This window comes from Streptomyces sp. BK340 (assembly GCF_007827595.1).
In the GTDB taxonomy this organism is placed as follows: Bacteria; Actinomycetota; Actinomycetes; order Streptomycetales; family Streptomycetaceae; genus Streptomyces.
On record NZ_VISR01000015.1, the window covers coordinates 44797 to 63817 of the forward strand.

12 protein-coding genes are annotated in these 19021 nt (G+C 70.0%); 5 read left to right on the forward strand and 7 right to left on the reverse strand.

The genetic code is table 11. The annotated features are described in order from the left end of the window. Positions 1 to 4 precede the first annotated feature (4 nt). Positions 5 to 709 carry a phosphatase PAP2 family protein gene (locus tag FB157_RS24985; RefSeq protein WP_145882879.1) on the reverse strand — a complete coding sequence of 235 codons (705 nt, stop codon included), beginning with the start codon at positions 707 to 709 and terminating at the stop codon, positions 5 to 7. Positions 710 to 1011: 302 nt separating this feature from the next. On the opposite strand from FB157_RS24985, the gene FB157_RS24990 reads away from it, so the two are divergent. The 5 genes from FB157_RS24990 to FB157_RS25010 all read left to right on the forward strand — a co-directional run bounded on the left by FB157_RS24990 (position 1012) and on the right by FB157_RS25010 (position 5460). Next, the gene (locus FB157_RS24990) at positions 1012 to 1446 is read left to right on the forward strand and encodes a GntR family transcriptional regulator (protein WP_145882880.1); all 435 of its coding nucleotides are present in this window, start codon (positions 1012 to 1014) and stop codon (positions 1444 to 1446) included. Then, complete coding sequence (locus FB157_RS24995; protein ID WP_145882881.1) at positions 1443 to 2360, forward strand: ATP-binding cassette domain-containing protein; 918 nt, start codon at positions 1443 to 1445, stop codon at positions 2358 to 2360. Before FB157_RS24990 ends, FB157_RS24995 begins: the two co-directional genes overlap by 4 nt. Next, entirely contained in the window at positions 2357 to 3313 is a 957-nt protein-coding gene (locus FB157_RS25000) for a transporter (protein ID WP_145882882.1), read from the forward strand. Before FB157_RS24995 ends, FB157_RS25000 begins: the two co-directional genes overlap by 4 nt. A gap of 253 nt (positions 3314 to 3566) precedes the next feature. Then, a complete protein-coding gene (locus FB157_RS25005) occupies positions 3567 to 4643 on the forward strand; it encodes an acyltransferase (protein WP_261386504.1) in 1077 nt (358 codons plus the stop codon). A gap of 40 nt (positions 4644 to 4683) precedes the next feature. Continuing rightward, positions 4684 to 5460 (forward strand): polysaccharide deacetylase family protein, encoded by a 777-nt coding sequence (locus FB157_RS25010; RefSeq protein ID WP_145882884.1) that lies wholly within the window; start codon positions 4684 to 4686, stop codon positions 5458 to 5460. 182 nt (positions 5461 to 5642) lie between these two features. On the opposite strand, the gene FB157_RS25015 is transcribed toward FB157_RS25010, so the two are convergent. From FB157_RS25015 to FB157_RS25040, 6 genes are all read right to left on the reverse strand, one after another. Further along, positions 5643 to 6803: an acyl-CoA dehydrogenase family protein gene (locus FB157_RS25015; protein ID WP_145882885.1), complete on the reverse strand. Its 1161-nt coding sequence runs from the start codon at positions 6801 to 6803 to the stop codon at positions 5643 to 5645. 267 nt (positions 6804 to 7070) lie between these two features. Beyond that, on the reverse strand, positions 7071 to 8246 hold the full coding sequence (locus tag FB157_RS25020) for an FAD-dependent monooxygenase (RefSeq protein ID WP_145882886.1): 1176 nt from the start codon (positions 8244 to 8246) through the stop codon (positions 7071 to 7073). Then, complete coding sequence (locus tag FB157_RS25025) at positions 8243 to 15457, reverse strand: non-ribosomal peptide synthetase (RefSeq protein ID WP_145882887.1); 7215 nt, start codon at positions 15455 to 15457, stop codon at positions 8243 to 8245. The genes FB157_RS25020 and FB157_RS25025 overlap by 4 nt, the downstream gene beginning before the upstream one ends. Positions 15458 to 15511: 54 nt before the next feature. After that, positions 15512 to 16612, reverse strand: a complete 1101-nt coding sequence (locus FB157_RS25030; protein WP_145882888.1) for an SIS domain-containing protein — start codon at positions 16610 to 16612, stop codon at positions 15512 to 15514. A gap of 81 nt (positions 16613 to 16693) precedes the next feature. Continuing rightward, on the reverse strand, positions 16694 to 17488 hold the full coding sequence (locus FB157_RS25035) for an SDR family oxidoreductase (RefSeq protein WP_315903837.1): 795 nt from the start codon (positions 17486 to 17488) through the stop codon (positions 16694 to 16696). Between the two features lie 379 nt (positions 17489 to 17867). Beyond that, positions 17868 to 18920 (reverse strand): methyltransferase, encoded by a 1053-nt coding sequence (locus FB157_RS25040; protein WP_145882889.1) that lies wholly within the window; start codon positions 18918 to 18920, stop codon positions 17868 to 17870. Positions 18921 to 19021 lie beyond the last annotated feature (101 nt).

Genomic DNA, 19021 nt, shown 5'->3' on the forward strand with positions numbered 1-19021 from the left:
GACGTCAGCGGCACTCCCGCCGACCGGCGTCGGCTTTGGGGCCGGCCTTCCGGTCGGCCGTCCGGTCAGCCTTCCGGTCGGCCGTCCGGTCGACCACCCACGCGGTCGCCGGTACCACCGCCAGCGCGGTGCACCAGCCGCCGAGGACGTCGGTCGGGTAGTGCGCGCCCAGGGCGACCTGTGCCCAGCCCATGGCGGCACCGGCGACCAGCGCCGCGGCAAGCACGAGTGACGTGCCGGCCGTCCTGCCGAGGCCGAGCCGGCCGGTCGCGAGCAGCGCCACCACGAGGGCGAGCGCGGTGAGGAAGGCTGTGTGCCCACTCGGGTAGGACAGGTTCCCCTCGTGGATGGTGCGCCCCACCAGGGACTTGAGCAGCGTCGCCGTCGCCACGGCGAGGCCGGCGCCGGCGACGACGAGCACCGCGGCACGAGGACTCCGCAGCAACAGACAGCCCGCCACGACGGCCACGACCAGCGGCACCGATCCGCCGGGCTCCCCCAAGAAGTCCAAGGCCAGAGCGACATGCCGCCAGGGCTGCCCCACTCCGTCCAGCGCCGCCCCGATCCGCGCGTCCACCCTGCCGGGCTCGCTGTCGTCGGCATACAGGACCCCGAGCACGACGACCACCAGCGCGGCGAGGGCCGCAATCCCCCCGAGCCACACGCGCAGCGGTGGGGGCAGCATCGCGCGTGCCGGCCGGCCGGTCACCCGCCCACCGCGTCCGGGCTGCTGCGCGCGCCAACTCCCCACCGACGAGCCCCCCGTCGTGTCCGACCTGGCGAGCTCGCCGGCCTGTCCATCACCCCGGTCATGGACAACGGAATCAGTCTCTGCCCGCCACCCTAACCAACAACGCGGCCGGGGCGAGCCGCTGTCGGAAAGTCCGCGGATCGCTCTTGCGCGCCGGAGCCGTGGAGCGTCGATCCCCAGGTATTTGACATCGCCGCCGGACATCCACCATGCTTCCATTAATTCATTAATACAAGCATGGTGGAACCTGGGAAGGCGACGTGATCGACTACCGGATCGACCGTGGCAGCGGCGTACCGGCCTACGTGCAGATCATCGAACAGACCGAACGGGCGCTCCGGATGGGCACCCTGCGGGTCGGGGACAAGCTGCCCACGGCCAGGGAGGTGGTGGCGGCGACCGCCATCAACCCCAACACCGTGCTGCGGGCCTACCGCGACCTGGAGCAGGCCGGTCTGGTCGAACTGCGCCGTGGCCTCGGGACCTTCGTGACACGGTCGCTCGCCCGGCCCGGATCGGAGGACGACTCCCCGCTGCGCCAGGAGGTCACCGGCTGGGTGGCCCGCGCGCGGACCGCGGGCCTGGAGCGGGCCGATGTCCTCGCCCTGGTCACAGCCGTCCTGGACGCCCACGACAACGAGCAGGACAGCGGAATCCCGGGCGACCGGGACCGGAAGAAGGAGGAGGATGCATGACCGGGCCTGACGCGTCGGCCGCGCTGTGCGCCACGGGACTGGGATTCCGGTACCGCAGGCGGGGCGGCCGGGTCCTGCGGGACTGCGAGTTCACCGTGCCCGGCGGTCGTATCACCGCACTGGTCGGACGCAACGGCGCCGGCAAGAGCACTCTGCTGCACCTTGCCGGCGGCCTGCTGCGGCCCGACTCCGGGGAACTTCGCGTACTGGGCGCCGCACCCGGCACGCCCGAGGCCCGCGCCCGGGTCGCGCTGCTCACCCAGGACAAGCCGCTCTACCCCCGCTTCACCGTGGCGGACACCCTGCTGATGGGCGAGAAGCTGAACTCCGCGTGGGACCGTACGACCGCCGAGCGGATCGTCCGCGCGGGCGACATCCCGCTCCACGCCCGCGTCGGCGAACTGTCCCCCGGCCGGCGCACTCGTGTCGCACTCGCTCTGGCACTGGGCAAGCGACCCGAACTCCTGTTGCTCGACGAGCCGTTGGCCGACCTCGACCCCGTGGCACGAGGCGAGATCATGGCGGAACTGATGGCCGAGGCAGCCGAACGCGCCACGAACATCGTGCTGTCCTCACACGTCCTGCCCGAACTCGAGGAGACCTGCGACTGGGTGCTGGTACTCCGGGACGGCCGCGTCGAGCTGAGCGAGGACGCCGAAACGTTGCGCGAAAGCCATGCCGTACTGACCGGACCCGCCGACCGGGCCGACGCCCTGGCCGGATCGCACACCGTCGTGCGGAGCCGTACCGCCGGCAGACAACTGACCGCCCTGATACGGCGGCACGGACCGCTGCGCGGCGACTGGCATGTCGAACGGCCCGGACTGGAGGACGTCCTGATCGGCTACCTCCAGGCCGGTGAGCCGGGGCACCCCGCCACCGGGCTCGTCGAGCAGACGGAGGCGGCGGCGTGAAGGGCTCCCTCTGGCTCGCATGGCGACAGCAGCGCATGTCGGCCGGCATCGGCGCGGCCGCCCTCGTCGCCGTCGCGGCGATCGCCGCGTACTACCGCTCGGGCATGCTGGACGCCCTGCACAGCGGACTGTTCGACCACTGCGCCACCGGGCCGCTGTACTGCACACGGTCCGACACCGGCCTGCCCCTGCTGCTGGACGTCGAACCGCTGAAATACCTCGGGGCGCTGAACATCGCCCTGCCCGTCGTGATCGGCGTCTTCTGGGGCGCCCCGCTGCTGGGCCGAGACCGGGAACTGGGCACGCACCGCATGGTCCTCGCCCAGGGAGTGAGCCGGGGCCAGTGGTTCACCTTCCGGTTCGCCCTGGCCGCGGCGATCACGACCGCCCTCTCCGGCCTGCTCGCCGGAGTGTTCGCCTGGTGGTGGCGACCGGCCGCCGACCGGAGCTACGGGCTGTTCTGGTACGACGCCACGGCCCTGAGCGGCTCGGGCCCCCGCGTCGTGGCGGCCGCCCTGTTCGGCCTGGCGGCCGGCACCCTGCTGGGCCTGCTGGCCCGCCGGGTACTGGCGGCGATGGGCCTGACCCTGCTGGTGACCGGGGCGGTGACGCTCCTGCTGGAGTGGACGCACCGGGCGCGGGTGCTGGTCCCGCCGCACACCTACGTCAGCGCAGGCAGCATCCCCAAACCGGTGATGGGTGAGAAGTGGTCGACCGGCGACTACGGCCTGATCACCGCCTCGGGCCGCCACGACGACGTGCTGCACTGCGCCTTCCCGTCCGGCGCCCGGCTCAGGGAGTGCATGGCGGCACACGGGTACGTCGCCCGCTTCTACGAGGCCAACCCGGCAGGTGACTACTGGATCTTCCAGTGGACCGACACCGCCGTACTCGGCGGCCTCGCCGCACTGCTCACAGTCGTCACCGTGCTGTTCCTGCGCCGCCGCGTCTGACCGCGGCGACCGCATCCGGCCACTTCACCCCCTCCCCTCCCCCTTCATCCCCCACCGGTGTCACCTTTCGTACGGAGGTCGCTTCGCCATGCCTGCCGACGCCACGTCATCCGGGAGAAGCACCCGCACGGCCAGTCGAGGACACGGGTCGGCGGCGCCCCGCCGCCCAGCGCCCGAGACGGTCTCCGACACGCCGTCTTCCGGAGAGCGGAACAGGCCCGCACGCCTGGCCGCGATAGACGGGCTCCGCCTGGTGGCAGCGGTCATGGTGGCCGCGTACCACTTCCTCGGGACACCCACCCCACACTTCTGGGGACGCACCGAACTCCGCGATCTCACTCCGTTCCTGCACGAGATCAGCCGCTACGGCTGGCTCGGTGTCGAGTTCTTCTTCGTCATCAGCGGCTTCGTCATCTGCATGAGCTGCTGGGGCCGGACTCCCGCACAGTTCACCGTCTCCCGTGTCGCACGGCTCTTCCCGGCCTACTGGTGCGCCGTCCTCCTCGTCGTCGCGCTCGTCCTTGTCTCACGGCTGGGCCACTGGCCCGCCGCCACCCGTGTCGACCCTCGTACCGTCCTCGGAAACCTGACGATGGCTCCGGGACCACTGGGCCTCGAACTGATCGACGGAGTCGCCTGGACGCTCTGGGTGGAGGCCCGTTTCTACCTGCTGATGGCCGTACTGCTCCTGTTCGGGCTGTCGTACCGGCGGGTGGTGGCCTTCTGCGGAGCCTGGCTCCTGGCCGCTGTCATCACCCTCGAACTGCACTCGCCCCTGCTCGACGAATTCGTACTGCCCCGGTACGCCGGCCTCTTCGTGGCCGGCATCGTCCTCCACCTCATGCACAGGTTCGGACAGAGCCTCCTGCTGTGGCTGCTGCTGGGATTCGCGTGGTCCTACGAACTCACCGTGCTCGAACTCCGGGTGGCCGACCACGCCACCGTGCCCCCTGGCGAGAGCCGGCCCTCCTGGGCCGTGTGCGCGGCCGTGCTCACGGTCTGTCTCGGACTGCTGGCGCTGGCCGGTGGCAAAGGACCGCTGGCGAGGCTGCGCCGGCGCTGGCTGGTCACCGCAGGGGGACTCACCTACCCCTTCTACCTCGTCCACCAGAGCATCGGAATTCCCTTGGCCAAGGGCTTGCTCCGGGCCTTTCCAGGGCTCGGGCCGCTGCCTTCGATGGCGGTGGCCGTCGTCTGCGCGCTAGGGCTGTCCCTGCTCATCCACACAACGGTGGAGCGCCGTCTCGGACACCTGCTGAGGCATCGCCTGACGCTCGACGTGCGGGCGCGGGACCTGGCCGCGAAGCCGACTCCCGCCCGCACCCGATAACCCCGGAACTCCAGGAACTCCATCCGAAGAAAGGTCTCGCATGCCCTTCAGCGCGCGCACAAGACGCTCACGCATACTCATCGCCGCCGTCACGACGGTGGCCGCCGCCCTGGCCGTCGCGCTGACCCTGGTCCTGACGGTCACGACCTACGATCACACCTCACCGCGCGCCGCCCGCGCCGAGGCGTCGGGATCGGTGGCCGGAACCGACTGCCGCAAGGCGAAGTGCGTGGCCCTCAGCTTCGACGGCGGTCCCAGCCCGACGACGCCCGAACTGCTGGACATCCTCAAACAGGACGGCCTGCACGCCACCTTCTTCGTGCAGGGCGAGGGCCACATCGCGAAGTACCCCGCCATCCTGCGCCGCATCGCTGCCGAGGGGCACGAAATCGGCGACCACACCTGGACTCACCCCAGGCTGACGGACCTCGCCGAGGCCGACGCCCGTCGGGAACTGACCCGGACACAGGACGCCATCGAGAGGATCACCGGCAAGAAGCCCGTCCTGATGCGTCCCCCGGAGGGCCGCACCAACCGCAAAGTGGCCAAGATCTGCCGGGAGTTGGGGCTGGCCCAGGTGCTGTGGAGCGTCACGGCCAAGGACTACGAGACGACCGACTCGGCCCTGATCACCCAGAGGGTGCTCGACCAGACGCACCGCGACGGCATCATCCTGCTGCACGACCTGCACAAGGGGACCGTGCCCGCCGTCCCGGGGATCATCAAGGCGCTCGAACAGCGCGGCTACACCATCGTCACCGTGTCGCAGCTGCTCGCCCCCGCCGAGCCGCAGCCGGGCATGGTCTACCGGCCCTGAGGCAGCACCGCGAGAGCGTCCCCGAGGGCCGCGCGTGAGGCGATCCCGAGTTTCGCGCGCGGACCAGCCGGACTCGCGGGTCAGCGACCCTTTTCGGCAGGCTCCAGCTCCCCGTCTCGCTCAGTACGTCGCCGAGGTGCAAGCGAGCCTTGCGGTGACCTTGCACTGCGGCCTGCGAGAACTCAGGCCGGGAGGCCCAGTTCCCTCGCGATCAGCATGCGCTGGACCTCGCTCGTGCCCTCGCCGATCTCCAGGATCTTGGAGTCCCGCCACATCCGCGCCACCGGGTACTCGTTCATGAACCCGTACCCACCATGGATCTGCGTCGCCTCACGCGCGTTGTCCACCGCCACCGTCGAGGAGTACAGCTTCGCCACCGCCGCCTCCTTCTTGAACGACTCCCCCCGCACCAACCGCGACGCCGCGTCCCGCCAGCCCACCCGCGCCATGTGCGCCCGCATCCCCATGTCCGCGATCTTGAACTGGATCGCCTGGTAGTCACCGATCGGGCGCCCGAACGCGCGACGCTCACGCGCGTACTTCACCGACTCGTCCACGCACCCCTGCGCCAGCCCGGTCGCCAGCGCCGCGATCGCCACCCGCCCCTCGTCCAGGATCCGCAGGAACTGCGCGTACCCACGCCCCTCCTCACCCAGCAGATTCCCACCCGGCACCCGCACGTCCGAGAACGACAGCCCACGTGTGTCCGACGCGTTCCAGCCCACCTTTGAATACGGCACCGCCACCGTCAGGCCCGGAGTCCCCGACGGCACGATGATCGACGAGATCAGCGACCGCCCGTCCGGCTTGCGCCCCGTCACCGCCGTCACCGTCACCAGACCCGTGATGTCCGTACCCGAGTTGGTGATGAAGCACTTCGACCCGTTGATCACCCACTCGCCCGTCGCCTCGTCCCGCACCGCCGTCGTACGCGTCCCGCCCGCATCCGAACCGCACTCCGGCTCCGTCAGCCCGAACGCCCCCAGCATCTCCCCCGCACACAGCTTCGGCAGCCACTGCCGCTTCTGCTCCTCCGTCCCGAAACGGAACACCGGCATCGCACCCAGCGAGACGCCCGCCTCCAACGTGATCGCCACCGAGGAGTCCACCCGCGCCAGCTCCTCCAACGCGATCCCCAGGGCCAGGTAGTCCCCTCCCATCCCGCCGTACTCCTCCGGGAACGGCAGCCCGAACAGCCCCATCTGCCCCATTTCCCGCACGATCTCGTACGGAAATTCATGGCGCTCGTACAGATCCCCGATCTTCGGGGCCACCACATCATGGGCGAACTCGGCGACGGTGCGGCGCAGTTCCTCGTGCTCGGGGGTGAGGCGATGGTCCATGGTCTTCGGCGGTCCTTAAGTGAGAGGTTTCGTACACAAGAAGAGCCGGCGGGGTCAGTCCGCCCGGCGGGTCAGGCCTGCCACTTCCCGGTCAGTCGCGAGGTCGCTTCGCGCACCACGTCCGCAGGCTTGCAGAAGGAGAAGCGCACGAGACGGTCGGTGTGCGGGTTCTGTGGGCTGTGGCGGAATGCGAGGAGACGGGTGCTCCCGCGGGCGGGCGCGCGTGTGCCCACCCGCGGGTCGGCCACCGGCGGACATGGGGTGTGGTCAGCCCAGTGGGGGCCAGGTGAGGACCGCTTCGTTCTGACTGGTGAGCTTGGACAGCGGTGCGAACCGAAAGTAGAGGTCGCGCGCCAGGGCGGGAAAGAAGCCCTCCAGCTGCTCGGTCTCGCTCAGCGCACGGGCCGCGGCGACCAGCGCCTCCGTCCGCGGCCTGCGCTCGTCCTCGTAGCCGCGCAGCGCCGCGACCGGGTCCGCTGTCGCGCGCAGGTGCTGGGCGAGGACGACGGCGTCCTCGATGGCCAGCGCCGCCCCCTGGCCCAGACTCACCAGCATCGGGTGGGCCGCGTCGCCGAGCAGGGTCGTGCGTCCGGTGCCCCACCGCTGGAGGAACGGGCGGTCCTGGGCGGTGATGCGGACGATCGATTCCTCGGGGGTGGTACGGATCGCCTCCCGCACCTCGTCGGCCCAGCCCGCGAAGAGGCCCGCGAGCCCTTCCTTGCCGCGCCGCAGGTGTCCGGAGGCGCCCGGGGGCACATTCTTCGTCGCCCACCAGTAGGCGCGGCCACGGCCGATGTCAGCGAGGCCGAAGCGCTGCCCACGCCCCCAGTAGTGCGCTGCGTAGCCCTTGCTCATCTGCGGGTGTGTGAAGGGCACCGTGGCCAGCCAGCACGCGTAGTTGCCGGGCCGCGGTTCGTCGGCGCCCGCCACCTGCCTGCGAATCGCCGAGTTGAAGCCGTCCGCCCCGATCAGGAAGTCGCCCGAGGCGGTCCTGCCGTCCTCGAAGGTGACCTCGACCCCGTCCTCGCCGCTGACGAACTCAGCCGCCGCGGCACCGAATTCGATGACGCTCTCGTCTCCGAGCGCGTCCAGCAGCGTCTGCTGGAGGTCGGCCCTGTGTACGGCGTAGTTCGAGGCCCCCAGCCGGTCCGAGACCTCACGGAACGGAAGGGCCCTGATCGGATGGCCGCGCCGGGTGAGGAACTTGAGCTCGTCGAAGACCTCGCCGCGCTTGTCGAGCCCCGGGGCGATGTCGATGTCGAGGGTGCGCAGCGCCAGGACGGCGTTGCACATCAACGACACCGCCGTGGTGCCCGGGCGCAGCTCGGGAGCCCGCTCGAAGACCTGCACCTCGACGCCTGCGCGGCGCAGTGCCGCGGCTGCTGCGAGGCCGCCGATGCCCGCTCCGATGACGAGGGCCTTGCGCGGGGGGTGCTGCGTCATTTCCCACTCCTCTTCGACGGCCGGCGGCCCGGTTGGCCGGCCATGACCATCTGTGCCACCTTCTCGGCCACGACGTTCACGTGCGGTTCCTCCAGGAGCACCAAGTGGTCACCGGGGACGTCGACCACCTGGAGCCGTCCCGTGGTCAGGTCGCCCCAGCCGTTGGTGGGGTCCGTGTGCAGGCTCTGCGCGGCCCCGTGCATCGGCTGGAGGATCTCCGGCAGTTCCGAGGTCGCACGGAGCAGCACCACGTCCCCGTCGCCCGGTTCGGGCTGGTAGGTGAGGATCGCCCGCCAGTGCGCCTTGAACATCTCGAACAGGCGGCGCACGGCGGTGCGTGAGCTGCCCGCGGGCAGGACGCCCGCCTGTGTGGCGTGTCCGACGATGAAGTCGAACTTCGCCTCCTCCTCCAGGCCGTCCGGCAGCGAGACCACCGGTGCGGTGCCACCGCGCTCCATCCACAGCAGCTCCCAGAAGAACCACTCCAGCAGCGAGTGGTCGGCGACGTCGGGCCGCTCGCCCTGCTTGACGGCGATCGGGTCGATCAGCACGGTGCCGTGCAGGGCGTCCGGGTCACTGCGCCGCAGCTGTCGCGCCATCTCGAAGGCAATGAAGCCGCCGAAGGACCACCCTCCGATCACGTAGGGCCCTTCGGGGCGTACGCGCCGCACGGCTTCCAGGTAGCCCGCCGCCATCTCGGGGATTGAGCCGAGGGGCTCGGTGCCCGCCACGGTCCCCGACGCCTGGAGCGCGTAGACCGGCTGGTCCTGCGGCAGGTGACGGGCGAGGCGTACGTAGCACAGCACATGGCCGCCCAGCGGGTGGACCAGGAACAGCGGCGGCTTGTCGCCCTCGGTGCGGATCGGCACGACCGGGTCGAACCGGGCCGCGGAGCCGCTGCCCCGCAGGTGCTGTGCCAGACCGGCGACGGTCGGGGCGGCGACGAACGCGGAGAGCGGGACGTTGACGCCGTAGCGCTTCTCGATCGTCATCACCAGCCGCATCGCGGTCAGTGAGGTGCCCCCGATGTCGAAGAAATTGTCCCGCACGCCCACCGCGGGCAGTTCCAGCAGTTCCGCCAGGATGCCCACCAGTGCCTTCTCGTGCTCGTCGGCGGGCGGGACGGCGTCCGACGACGGCGCGGCCAGCGGAATGCGGCGCAGCAGCGCGTCGTCCCGCTTGCCGCTGGGCGTCAGGGGCAGGCTCTCCAGCCACTCCAGGTGCGAGGGCATCATGTAGTCCGGCAGCACCGCGCGCAGTCGGCTGCGCACCCCATCCAGGTCCACGACGTCGGCGTCGCCGACGAGGAACGCCGCGAGGAACGCGTCGCCGCCCTCCCGGCGCCGCGCCACCACCGCCACCTCTCGGATACCGGACGCCGACTGCTCCTCGGCGAGCTTGGCGATCGCGAGTTCCACCTCGGCCGGCTCGACCCGGAAGCCACGCACCTTCACCTGGGAGTCGGCGCGGCCCAGCCATGCGACGTTGCCGTCGGGCATGACCCTGGCCAGGTCGCCCGTACGGTACAGACGGGCGCCCGGCTCACCGGACGGGTCCGGTACGAACCGCTGCTCGGTCAGGTCGGGGCGATTGCGGTAGCCGTGGGCCAGGCACACCCCTCCGACGTAGATCTCGCCTTTCGCGCCCGGCGGCACCGGCCGCATCAGGCCGTCGAGCAGGTGCAACTCGATGCCGTCCACCGGCACGCCGACGGGCGGCAGGTCGGGGAAGAGGGCCGGGTCGCCGGTCATCGTGTGATGGGTCAGCAGGTGGGTCTCGGTGGGCCCGTACTGGTTCTCCAGGACCGTGTCCGGCCGCGCCGCACAGAGCCGGCGGATCTCGTCGGTGATCCTCAGCTGCTCTCCGGAGGAGATGATCACCCGCAGGGCAGCGGGGCGGATGCCCAGCGCCTGGGACGTCTCTGCGAGCTGCTGAAGCGCGACGTAGGGCATGAAGACCCGCTCCACCTCCTCGCGGTCCAGAAGCCGCAGCAGGGCCGGCATGTCCTTCCGCTCGTCCTCGGCGAGCAGCTGCAGGGTGCCGCCGCCGCACAGCGTGGAGTAGATCTCCTGGAACGCCACGTCGAAGCTCAGGGGGGCGAACTGGAGGGTCTTGCCGCCCGCCGCACCGCTGGCGGAGGGCACCTGCCAGCGCATGTAGTTGGCGAGCACCCGGTGCGGGAGTTCGACGCCCTTGGGCTCGCCGCTGGACCCGGAGGTGAACAGTAGGTAGGCGACGGTCTCGCCGGTGATCTCCGGCAACTCCGCAGAGCCACCGGGGTCCGGTTCGGCCGCGAGCAACCCGTCCACGTACAGCAGCCGGGAGAAGCCGTCGAAGAGCGATGCGTGTGCCTCGTTGGTAACGATCCACAGCGGATCGGACTGGGCGATCATCATCGCAAGCCGGGCCCGCGGGTAGCTGACGTCGAACGGCACGCAGGTGGCTCCGGCCTTCCCCACGCCCAGGACGGTCGCCAGGGTCTCGGGCGAGCGGTCCATGGCGATGCCGATGGTGGAACCGGTGCGCACTCCGGCGCCGATGAGGCCGTGGGCTATCCGGTTCGCGGCCGCGTCGAGCTGGGCGTACGTCCAGCTGCGCGCACCGCAGCTGACGGCCACCGCGTCGGGCGTACGGGCGACGTGCTCGCCGATCAGCCGGATGACGTCCGCGGGCGCCTCCCCCGCGAGCTGCGCGGTGGGTACGCGCCCGCCGCCCAGGAAGGCGAAGTCCACGTCCTCTTCGGGTTGCTCGGTGATCCGCCGGAGGATGGCGACGTACGTCTGTCCGATGCTCTCGATCTGGGAGCGAGAGAAGGTGCGTCCGTCGCAGTCCATACGCAGCCACAGGCGCTCGTCCACCGGGTCGACCACGGCGTTGACCAGGAGTTTGAAGTTCGTCTCCTCCCAGGTCCTGAACTCGGTCAGCTCCATGCCGGTGCCCTCGAAGAGCGAGGTGAGCACGTGCGGGTGGACGTAGTTGAAGGCCGTGTCGAAGATGATGTCCCCGCCACGGTCCTCCTGGATGGCGCTGAGCGGGTAGCGCCGGTGGGGATGGCTCTCCCGCTCCTGTGCGTACACCTCGCGCGCCGAGTCCAGCCAGGAACGCGGCTGGGCGTCCAGGCGCAGCGGCAGCGTCTGCAGGAACAGCCCGGTGATCCGTTCGGCGTCGGCCTGCTCCGGCCGTCCGCCGGTGACCAGGCCGGTGGTGATGTCCCGTAGGCCGGAGAACAGCCGCAGCGTCAGGCAGTGCGCTGCGAGCAGCAGGGACTTGACCGGCAGGTCGTGGGTGCGCGCCAGGCGGCCCACCCGGTCGGCCAGGCCGTCCGGCAGCTCCACCTGGTGCACGATGAGACCCGTGTCGCCCGCGGCCTCGTACGGCCGCAGGCCGTCGATCTGGGCCAGTTCGGCGCCGTCGAGCAGCCGCTGCCAGTACTGCTTGCTCTCCTCGGAGGCAAGGGCCCGGCGCTCCTCGCGTACGTACAGGGCCGGCGAGGGCAGCTCCTGCGCCGGGACGGCGGCGACGGGCTGTCCGGCGTGGTGGAGGAAGTCCTGGAGCAGTTCGCGCACCAGCGTGGCCACGCTCCAGCCGTCGAGGATCGCGTGGTGGAAGCTGAACACCAGCTCCAGGCGGTCGCGCAGGACGTGCATGCGGAACAGGTACAGCGGCGGCCGGTCCAGGCGGTACTCGTGGTAGCGCCGTTCCTGGACGTGCCGGTCCACCTCGTCCTGCGCCTCCTGCTCGCCGCGGCCGCGCAGGTCCACGATCTGCAGTCCGCCGTCGGCCTGCCGGTGCACCAGCTGGAGCGGCTCGGAGTAGCCGCCGAGGTCGAAGGCGGAGCGCAGCACCGGATGGCGCCGTACCAGGCCGTCGAAGGCGCGGCGCAGCGCCTGCTCGTCCCACGGCGACTTCAGCGAGTAGCGGAAGACGTCGTGGTAGACGGCCGACCTCTCGTGCTCCCGGCTGTGGTAGAGCAGGCCCAGGTGCAGCCGGGTGGCCGGGTAGGCGTCCGCCAGGCCGGTGAGCCGTGCCCGGTCAACGCCCGGGACCAGGGCGAACGGTGCCAGCGGTGCGTCCTCTTCCTCCCGCGGCGCGGTCGTCGCGGCCGCCGCGAGCGCGGCGACGGTGGGGTTGCGGACCATGTCGGCCAGGGTGAAGTGGACCCCTGCACGCCGTGCCTCCGCCTGGATGCGGAGCATCTGGATCGAGTCCCCGCCCAGGGAGTAGTAGTCCTGGTCGACGCCGACCGCGTCGGTTCCCAGTACGGCCGCCCAGGCCGCCGCGAGCTTCGCCTCGGTCTCGTTGGACGGCGCCTGCGCGCCGGATTCCGTCTCCACCCTGGGAGCGGGCAGCCGCCGCCGGTCGGCCTTGCCGTTCGCGGTCAGCGGTATCCGGTCGATCCGCACGAAGTACGCCGGGATCATGAACTCCGGCAGAGAGCCCAGGAGCTGGGCCCGCAGGCTGGCCGCCCCCACCTCCTCGTCCGCCACGTAGTAGCCCACCAGGTGCACGCCGCGGCCGGGCGCGGTCCGGTCCACCACAAGGGCGTCCCGCACGCCCGGGCAGGCCGCCAGGCGGTTGCCCACCTCGCCCAGCTCCACGCGGTTGCCACGGATCTTGACCTGGTCGTCCAGCCGCCCCAGGTACTCCAGGGTGCCGTCCGCCAGCCACCGCGCCCTGTCGCCGGTCCGGTACATGCGCCCGCCCGGCGCGAACGGGTCCGGCACGAACGCCGCGGCGTCCAGCTCGGGCCGGTCCAGGTAGCCGCGCGCCACGCCCACGCCCGCGATGCACAGCTCACCGGCGACGCCGGCGGGCTGAACGTCCCCGTGCGGCCCGACCACGTACAGCCGGATGTTGTCGATCGGCCGCCCGATCGGCACCCGGCGCACCTCCCCGTCCGTTCCGCCGGGGCAGTCGTAGTACGTGACGTCGACCGTGGCCTCGGTGGGACCGTAGAGGTTGACCAGCCGGGGAGCCGTGGCACCGGCGGCCGCGAACACCCGGTTGAAGCGGTTTACATGAGCGGGTGTCAGCGCCTCACCGCTGCAGAACACCTGGCGCAGGGATGCCGCGTCCGCCACCCGGGCCGGGTCCTCCTCGACCAGGTCGAGGAAGGGACCGAGCATCGACGGCACGAAGTGGGCCACGCTCACCCGGTGTGCCCGTACGGTGCGCAGGATGGCTTCGGGGTCGCGCTCCCCCCGGGGCGGCAACAGCGCGAGGCCGGCCCCGGTGAGCGCCCACCAGAACAGCTCCCACACCGACACGTCGAAGGTCGCCGGCGTCTTCTGCAGCAGGACGTCCTCCTCGCCGACCGGGTAGCGGCGTTGCATCCACTCCAGCCGGTTCACCACGGAGCGGTGCTCGATCTGCACGCCCTTGGGTCGCCCGGTGGACCCGGAGGTGTAGATCACGTACGCGAGGTCCTGCGGTCCGCCCAGCGGGACGGGTGCGGCGGGCGCGGTGGACGCCGCGGCCTCCAGGCGCCGTACGGGCACGGCGTCGCCCACCAGGGCGGTGGGCACGGTGCTGCCCAGCAGCACAGCTGCCACCTTGCTGTCCGTCAGGACGAACCGGATCCGCTCCTCGGGGTGGCCCGGGTCGACGGGGACGTAGGCGGCGCCTGCCTTGAGGACGCCCAGGACCGCTGCGACGAGGTGCGGGCCTCGCTCGGCCACCACGGCGACCCGGTCACCCGTCCGCACGCCGTCCTCGCGCAGCTGGTGCGCAATGTGGTTGGCCCAGCCGTCGAGGCGAGCGAAGGTCAGCGACTGTGCGGGGGCGTCGCTGACGACGGCCACCCGGTCGGGCGTCCGTGCCGCCTGCTGCTCGAAGAGCGCGTGGACGGTGGCGCCCTCGGTGAAGGCATGCACCGGCCCGCTGCCGGTCGCGAGCAGGGCGGCCCGCTCCGCCTCGCCGATCATGGGGATCTGCGACAGCGGCAGGTCCGCCCCCGCGAGCGCGCCCTTGAGGATCGCCTCTATGTGGGTGGCCACCGACTCCACGGGAAAGTCCGCGTCGAACACGTCCAGGGCGTAGTCCATGTCGACCAGGACGTCGCCAACGTCGTCCAGTTCGTTGACGACCACGGCCAGCACGTCGTCGTCGTGGGCACGCGCCTGCACGACGGTCTCGTACGCCACGCCCTGGACGTCCGGCGGACTGGGCCAGCGCAGATAGGCGATGGTGGTGTCGAACAGGCGCTTGGGGCCGCTCTCCTGGAGCGGTACACAGCGCAGCAGGTCGCCCAGGGAGAAGCGTTCGTGGGGCTTGAGCGCCCGGGTCGAGGCCTGTACCTCGGCGACGAGCGTGCTCATCGTGCGGTCCCCGCCGGCCGCCACCCGCAGCGGCAGCGTGTTCGCGAAGTGGCCGACGGTCTGCTTCTGCAGGGCCGTGGGCCGGTTCAGCAGCGGTACGCCCAGGACGACCTCGTCGCTGCCGTGGATCCGGGAGAGGTAGACGGCGAAGGCACTGGCGACGAACGCGAAGACCGAATGACCGCGTTCCCGGATGCCCTCGATGACAGCCCGCTCGATCAGGAAGCTGTGGCGGGCGCTCCGCCGGGAGCCGGCCGGCGCGGCACGGCGGAAGAAGGCCGGGGCGACACCCGCCAACTGCTCCTGGAAGAACCGGCGGTCCCGCTCGTGGTCGTCCGAACCCTGGTAGCGGCGCTCCTCCTCGACGAAGTCCAGGTACGACGGTGCGGGCCCGCCGCCGAACCGCCCGGTCCGCCGCACCTGGTCGTACTCGGCGCGGACCTGGGACATGAACAGGTTCAGCCCCCAGGCGTCGGCGACGATGTGATGCACCTTGACGTAGGCGTGGACGACATCCTCGCGCTCCTTGAGGACCGCGATCTCGAACAGCCGGCGGCGCTGCGCCTCGAAGGGGACGTCGAACGCGTCCTTGATCCACGTCTCGCAGGCCGCACGTGGTTCGTCGGCCCCGGAGAGGTCGATCGTCGGGATGTCGAACGTCTCGTGTTCGGCCCACTGGCGCGGGGTTCCGTCCTCCGGGACGATCCGGAGCTGGAACGCGTCATTGCGGTCGGCCGCACGACGCAGGCACTCCTTGAGCAGGTCGATGTCGACGTCACCGGTGAACCGGTCGGCGATGAAGCAGTTGAACTGCGGGAGATCCGGAAAGAGGGAGTTCGCCGCCCAGATGTCCTGCTGATAGGCCGTGAGAGAGGTACGCCCCCGTGTATGCACGATCGCTCCATTTTGCTCGGCTGCTGCCTTCGATGTCCGGACTGCGCGACTGCCTCAGTGCATGTTCTCCGCGACGATCGTGTTGCCGTGGTACCAGGGGTTTCCGGCCGCCTCGGAAATGAGATTCCGGGACGTGACCTCCCGCGCCCTCCCGAGATCGAGGGTCAGGTACTGGATGAATTCCAGGGCGGTGAAGTACTGGCGCATGAACGTCGGCTGGTCGAGCTCGATCTCGGTCACGGTGACGTTCGCGTTCTGCGGGATCGGTGCGGTCAGCAACGACACCAGGTTCTTGCGCTTCGCCCGGGTGTAGTCGTCCTCCTCCGGGTCGGAGAAGATGAGAATGCTGTGCCTTTGCTCGGGGTTGGTGAGCGTGGCCACCTCGCTGTGGCAGAACTCGTGGAAATAGTTCCGCGTCGCCGGCACCATGGCGATCTCGTTGAAGTGCATCTTGGCGAGCTTGAGCAGGCTCTCGTGCCATTTGGGCGAGCCGAGCATGATGATGTTGGCGTTCTCGCTCCGGGCCGCGGCATCGGCGGCCAACTCGCGCAGGACGGGGGTGAAGTCGGTCGCGAGGGTGTCGGCCAGGGCGCGCACCTCGGGTCCGTGGTCGGCGTCGAGCAGTCCGAACTGCAGGAACATGTCGACCAGGATCGAGAAGTACTGGCCGACGTGGAACAGCGGGTACTCGCGGTCCGGCTTGCTCAGTGTCCAGCGCGCGATGGACACCCCGTTCTCCTCGCCCAGCTCGCCGAGCCGGCCGCCGGAGGTGAGCAGCAGCACCCGGTCGTGCATCGGGCGGAGGGCGTGGAAAGCGCGGATCGGCTCGCTTGAGTGGCCGCTGTACGAACTCAGGATGATGAGCGTCCGGTCGTCCTCGATCACCGAGCGCGGGATCAGGTACTCGAAGTCGTAGTCGTTGAAGACATGTACTTCGAGGTCGCTGCGAATCGAGTTGAAGAAGACCCTGATCACATCCGACACGATGGCGGAGCAGCCCATTCCGCTGAACACGATGCGCGTGAACCGGCCGTCCCGCATCTGCTTCACGAGATCGTCCGAGATCCCGGATATGTCGTACTCGTCGTACTTCTTGAAGCCGGACCGGTACTGCTGCTCCAGGAATTCCTGGTAGCGCTCGAGGCGTGACCGCATGACTTTTTCCCTCTTTCCTGAATAGCTCGTGATGTCAGAAGGTGCTGACGATTCGCGATCTTCCGGAGTTCGCCGACCCCTTCACCACATGAACTGGCCGCCGTCCACGATCAGCTTCTGGCCGGTTATGTAGGCGGCGCGTTCGCCCACCAGGAACTCCAGGGCGTCCGCCATCTCGTCGGGGGAGCCGATCCTGCGCTGCGGGATCTCGTCCAGCAGCGCGTTCATGTATTCCGGCTCGGCCACGCGGTAGCGGGTCCGCATCTCCTCTGTGTCGATCATCCCGGGGATGAGGCAGTTCACCCGGATGCTCGGCGCCAGTTCCATGGCCAGGCACTTGGTCAGGTGGAGCAGACCGGCTTTGCTCGAACAGTAATTGGCGCCGTTCAGCCGGGGGCGGATCGCCGTGGTCGCGCCGATGTTGACGATGGAGCCGCCGCCGGCCTCCCTCATGTGCGGAGCGAAGGCCCGGGTCATGTAGAAGGGTCCCGAGAGATTGGTGTCCAGCACCCGGCGCCAGTCGGTGTCGGAGATCTCGAGTACCGGCCGGTCGATGTTCAGTCCGGCGTTGTTGACCAGCACCTGCGGGGTTCCGTGCTCGGTGCGCACGAGTTCGGCCAGGTGTGCCACGTCTTCGGGGTCGGACACATCCGACCGGACCACCGACAGACCCTTGTCGATCTCCTGCAGTGCTTGGTTCGCGGATTCCTCGTCACTGCGGAACGTCGCGACCACCCGGAATCCCATCCGGGTGAGTCTGCGGCTGAATGCGAGTCCGATTCCCTTGGTTCCGCCGGTGACGAGAGCCAACTTGTCCGGTGATTGCACACAAACCCCCGTTGCATAGGTTGCGCAGTGCGGCACCGATGGCCGCACGCCGACGCCGGGCACGACTCATGGATCGGCCGACGCCTCGTCCGTCGTGGTGCGTCCTGCATGTTTTCCGGCCCTGGGCCGGTGATCACAGTCCGGGAACGCGCCCCGCGTCCCGACCGTGTTCGAATCGCCGGCCGCCACGGAAGTGCCGGATTCCCGCACGGCGAGCCGACCGCCGACGGGGTGCAGCGTGGGCGGGGCGTCTTATTCCGTGCAAACGCTGCTCACCCCTGGAGGGCAGGGGGAGACGCGGCGGCCGGTATGCCCGGGCGGCGGGAGAGCGGCCGGTGATCGCCCGCGTCGCGCCGTCCTGTCCCCGAAGGCGGCCACGGCTCAGGTCATGCCGGTGCCGCCCCGTGGTGAGGGAACCTGCGGCGACTCAGCCGGCCACGGGCTTGCGGGCGCGGAGGATGACGTCGAACCGCCCGGGATACTGGCGGTCCATCGGCTCGAAGCCCGCTTCGGTGTACCACCGCTCGAATTCGCGTGGCGTGTACGTGCGGCCTTCGGGCGACGCGATCGTCTGGACGTACGCCGACATGAACGCGGCGTGGGTAGGGCCGGTCTCCTCGTCGTCCTGAGCGCAGGCGACGATCACCATGTGGCCACCCGGCTCCAGCGCGCGGTAGGTCTTCGCAAAGAGGGTGCGGACCTGCTCCGGGGACCAGATCTCGAGGAAGCGTGAGTACACGACGCAGTCGTGGGACGTGGGGAACTCGTCCTGCCAGATGTCGGTTCCGACGGCGCGGACCCGCTCGGACAGGCCGGACTCGGCGATCCGCTCGTTCGCCATCTGCGCCACGTTCGGGAGTTCGAGGATGGTCGCCTCGAGGTGGGGCCACCGCTGGGCGAAGCCGATGGCATTGGTCCCAGTCCCCCCGCCGACGTCCAGCACCTTGTGGTACGACGAGAAGTCCACGGCGTTGACCAGGTCCTCGACCACCGAGCGGCTCTGGTGGTCCATCATGGCGGTGAAGACCTGTTCGAGGTTCTTGTCCTCGGCGAGGAGCTCGTACAGTGTGGTCGCGGACGATCCGGCGAGCAGCTCGCGGTCCAGCCCCAGGTTCGTGTCGTCCACCAGCGATTCGTACAGCCAGCTCATCGGCCGGTACAGCATCTCGTGGGTGTAGCGGATGATGACGGGCATGAACTCGTCGGGATCGCCCGCCACGAGATCGGTCGCGGCGGTGTTGTGATACCCGTCGCCGTCCTTGCGCACGAGGCCGAAGGCACAGCAGCCGAGCATCAGCACATGTCCCGCGCGTTCTTGCAGACCTAACGCGCCGGTGATCTCTTCTAGGGTGCTGCCCGGCTGCTCCTTGAGCAGGGTGAACAGCTTCAGACGCAGTGCGGCGTGCAGGAACGGGAACCGGAAGCTGGTGTACACCAGATTCCACAGCTCGTCCATGGCGGCCGCGGACGGTTCGGTCATGGTGATCCCCCTTGGCTGGCCTCAGGTACGCACCTTCGGCCGATTCGTGGTGGAGTCAGGCATCGTCCGGGTTGTGGCGATCGACGGGCGCTCGGGCGGAC

Bases quoted from the DNA above. Each gene is read 5' to 3' on its own strand.
- FB157_RS24995 (WP_145882881.1), top strand. From the start codon at position 1,443: ATGACCGGGCCTGACGCGTCGGCCGCGCTGTGCGCCACGGGACTGGGA.
- FB157_RS25020 (WP_145882886.1), bottom strand. From the start codon at position 8,246: ATGACGCAGCACCCCCCGCGCAAGGCCCTCGTCATCGGAGCGGGCATC.
- FB157_RS25030 (WP_145882888.1), bottom strand. From the start codon at position 16,612: ATGCGGTCACGCCTCGAGCGCTACCAGGAATTCCTGGAGCAGCAGTAC.
- FB157_RS25040 (WP_145882889.1), bottom strand. From the start codon at position 18,920: ATGACCGAACCGTCCGCGGCCGCCATGGACGAGCTGTGGAATCTGGTG.
- FB157_RS25015 (WP_145882885.1), bottom strand. From the start codon at position 6,803: ATGGACCATCGCCTCACCCCCGAGCACGAGGAACTGCGCCGCACCGTC.
- FB157_RS25010 (WP_145882884.1), top strand. From the start codon at position 4,684: ATGCCCTTCAGCGCGCGCACAAGACGCTCACGCATACTCATCGCCGCC.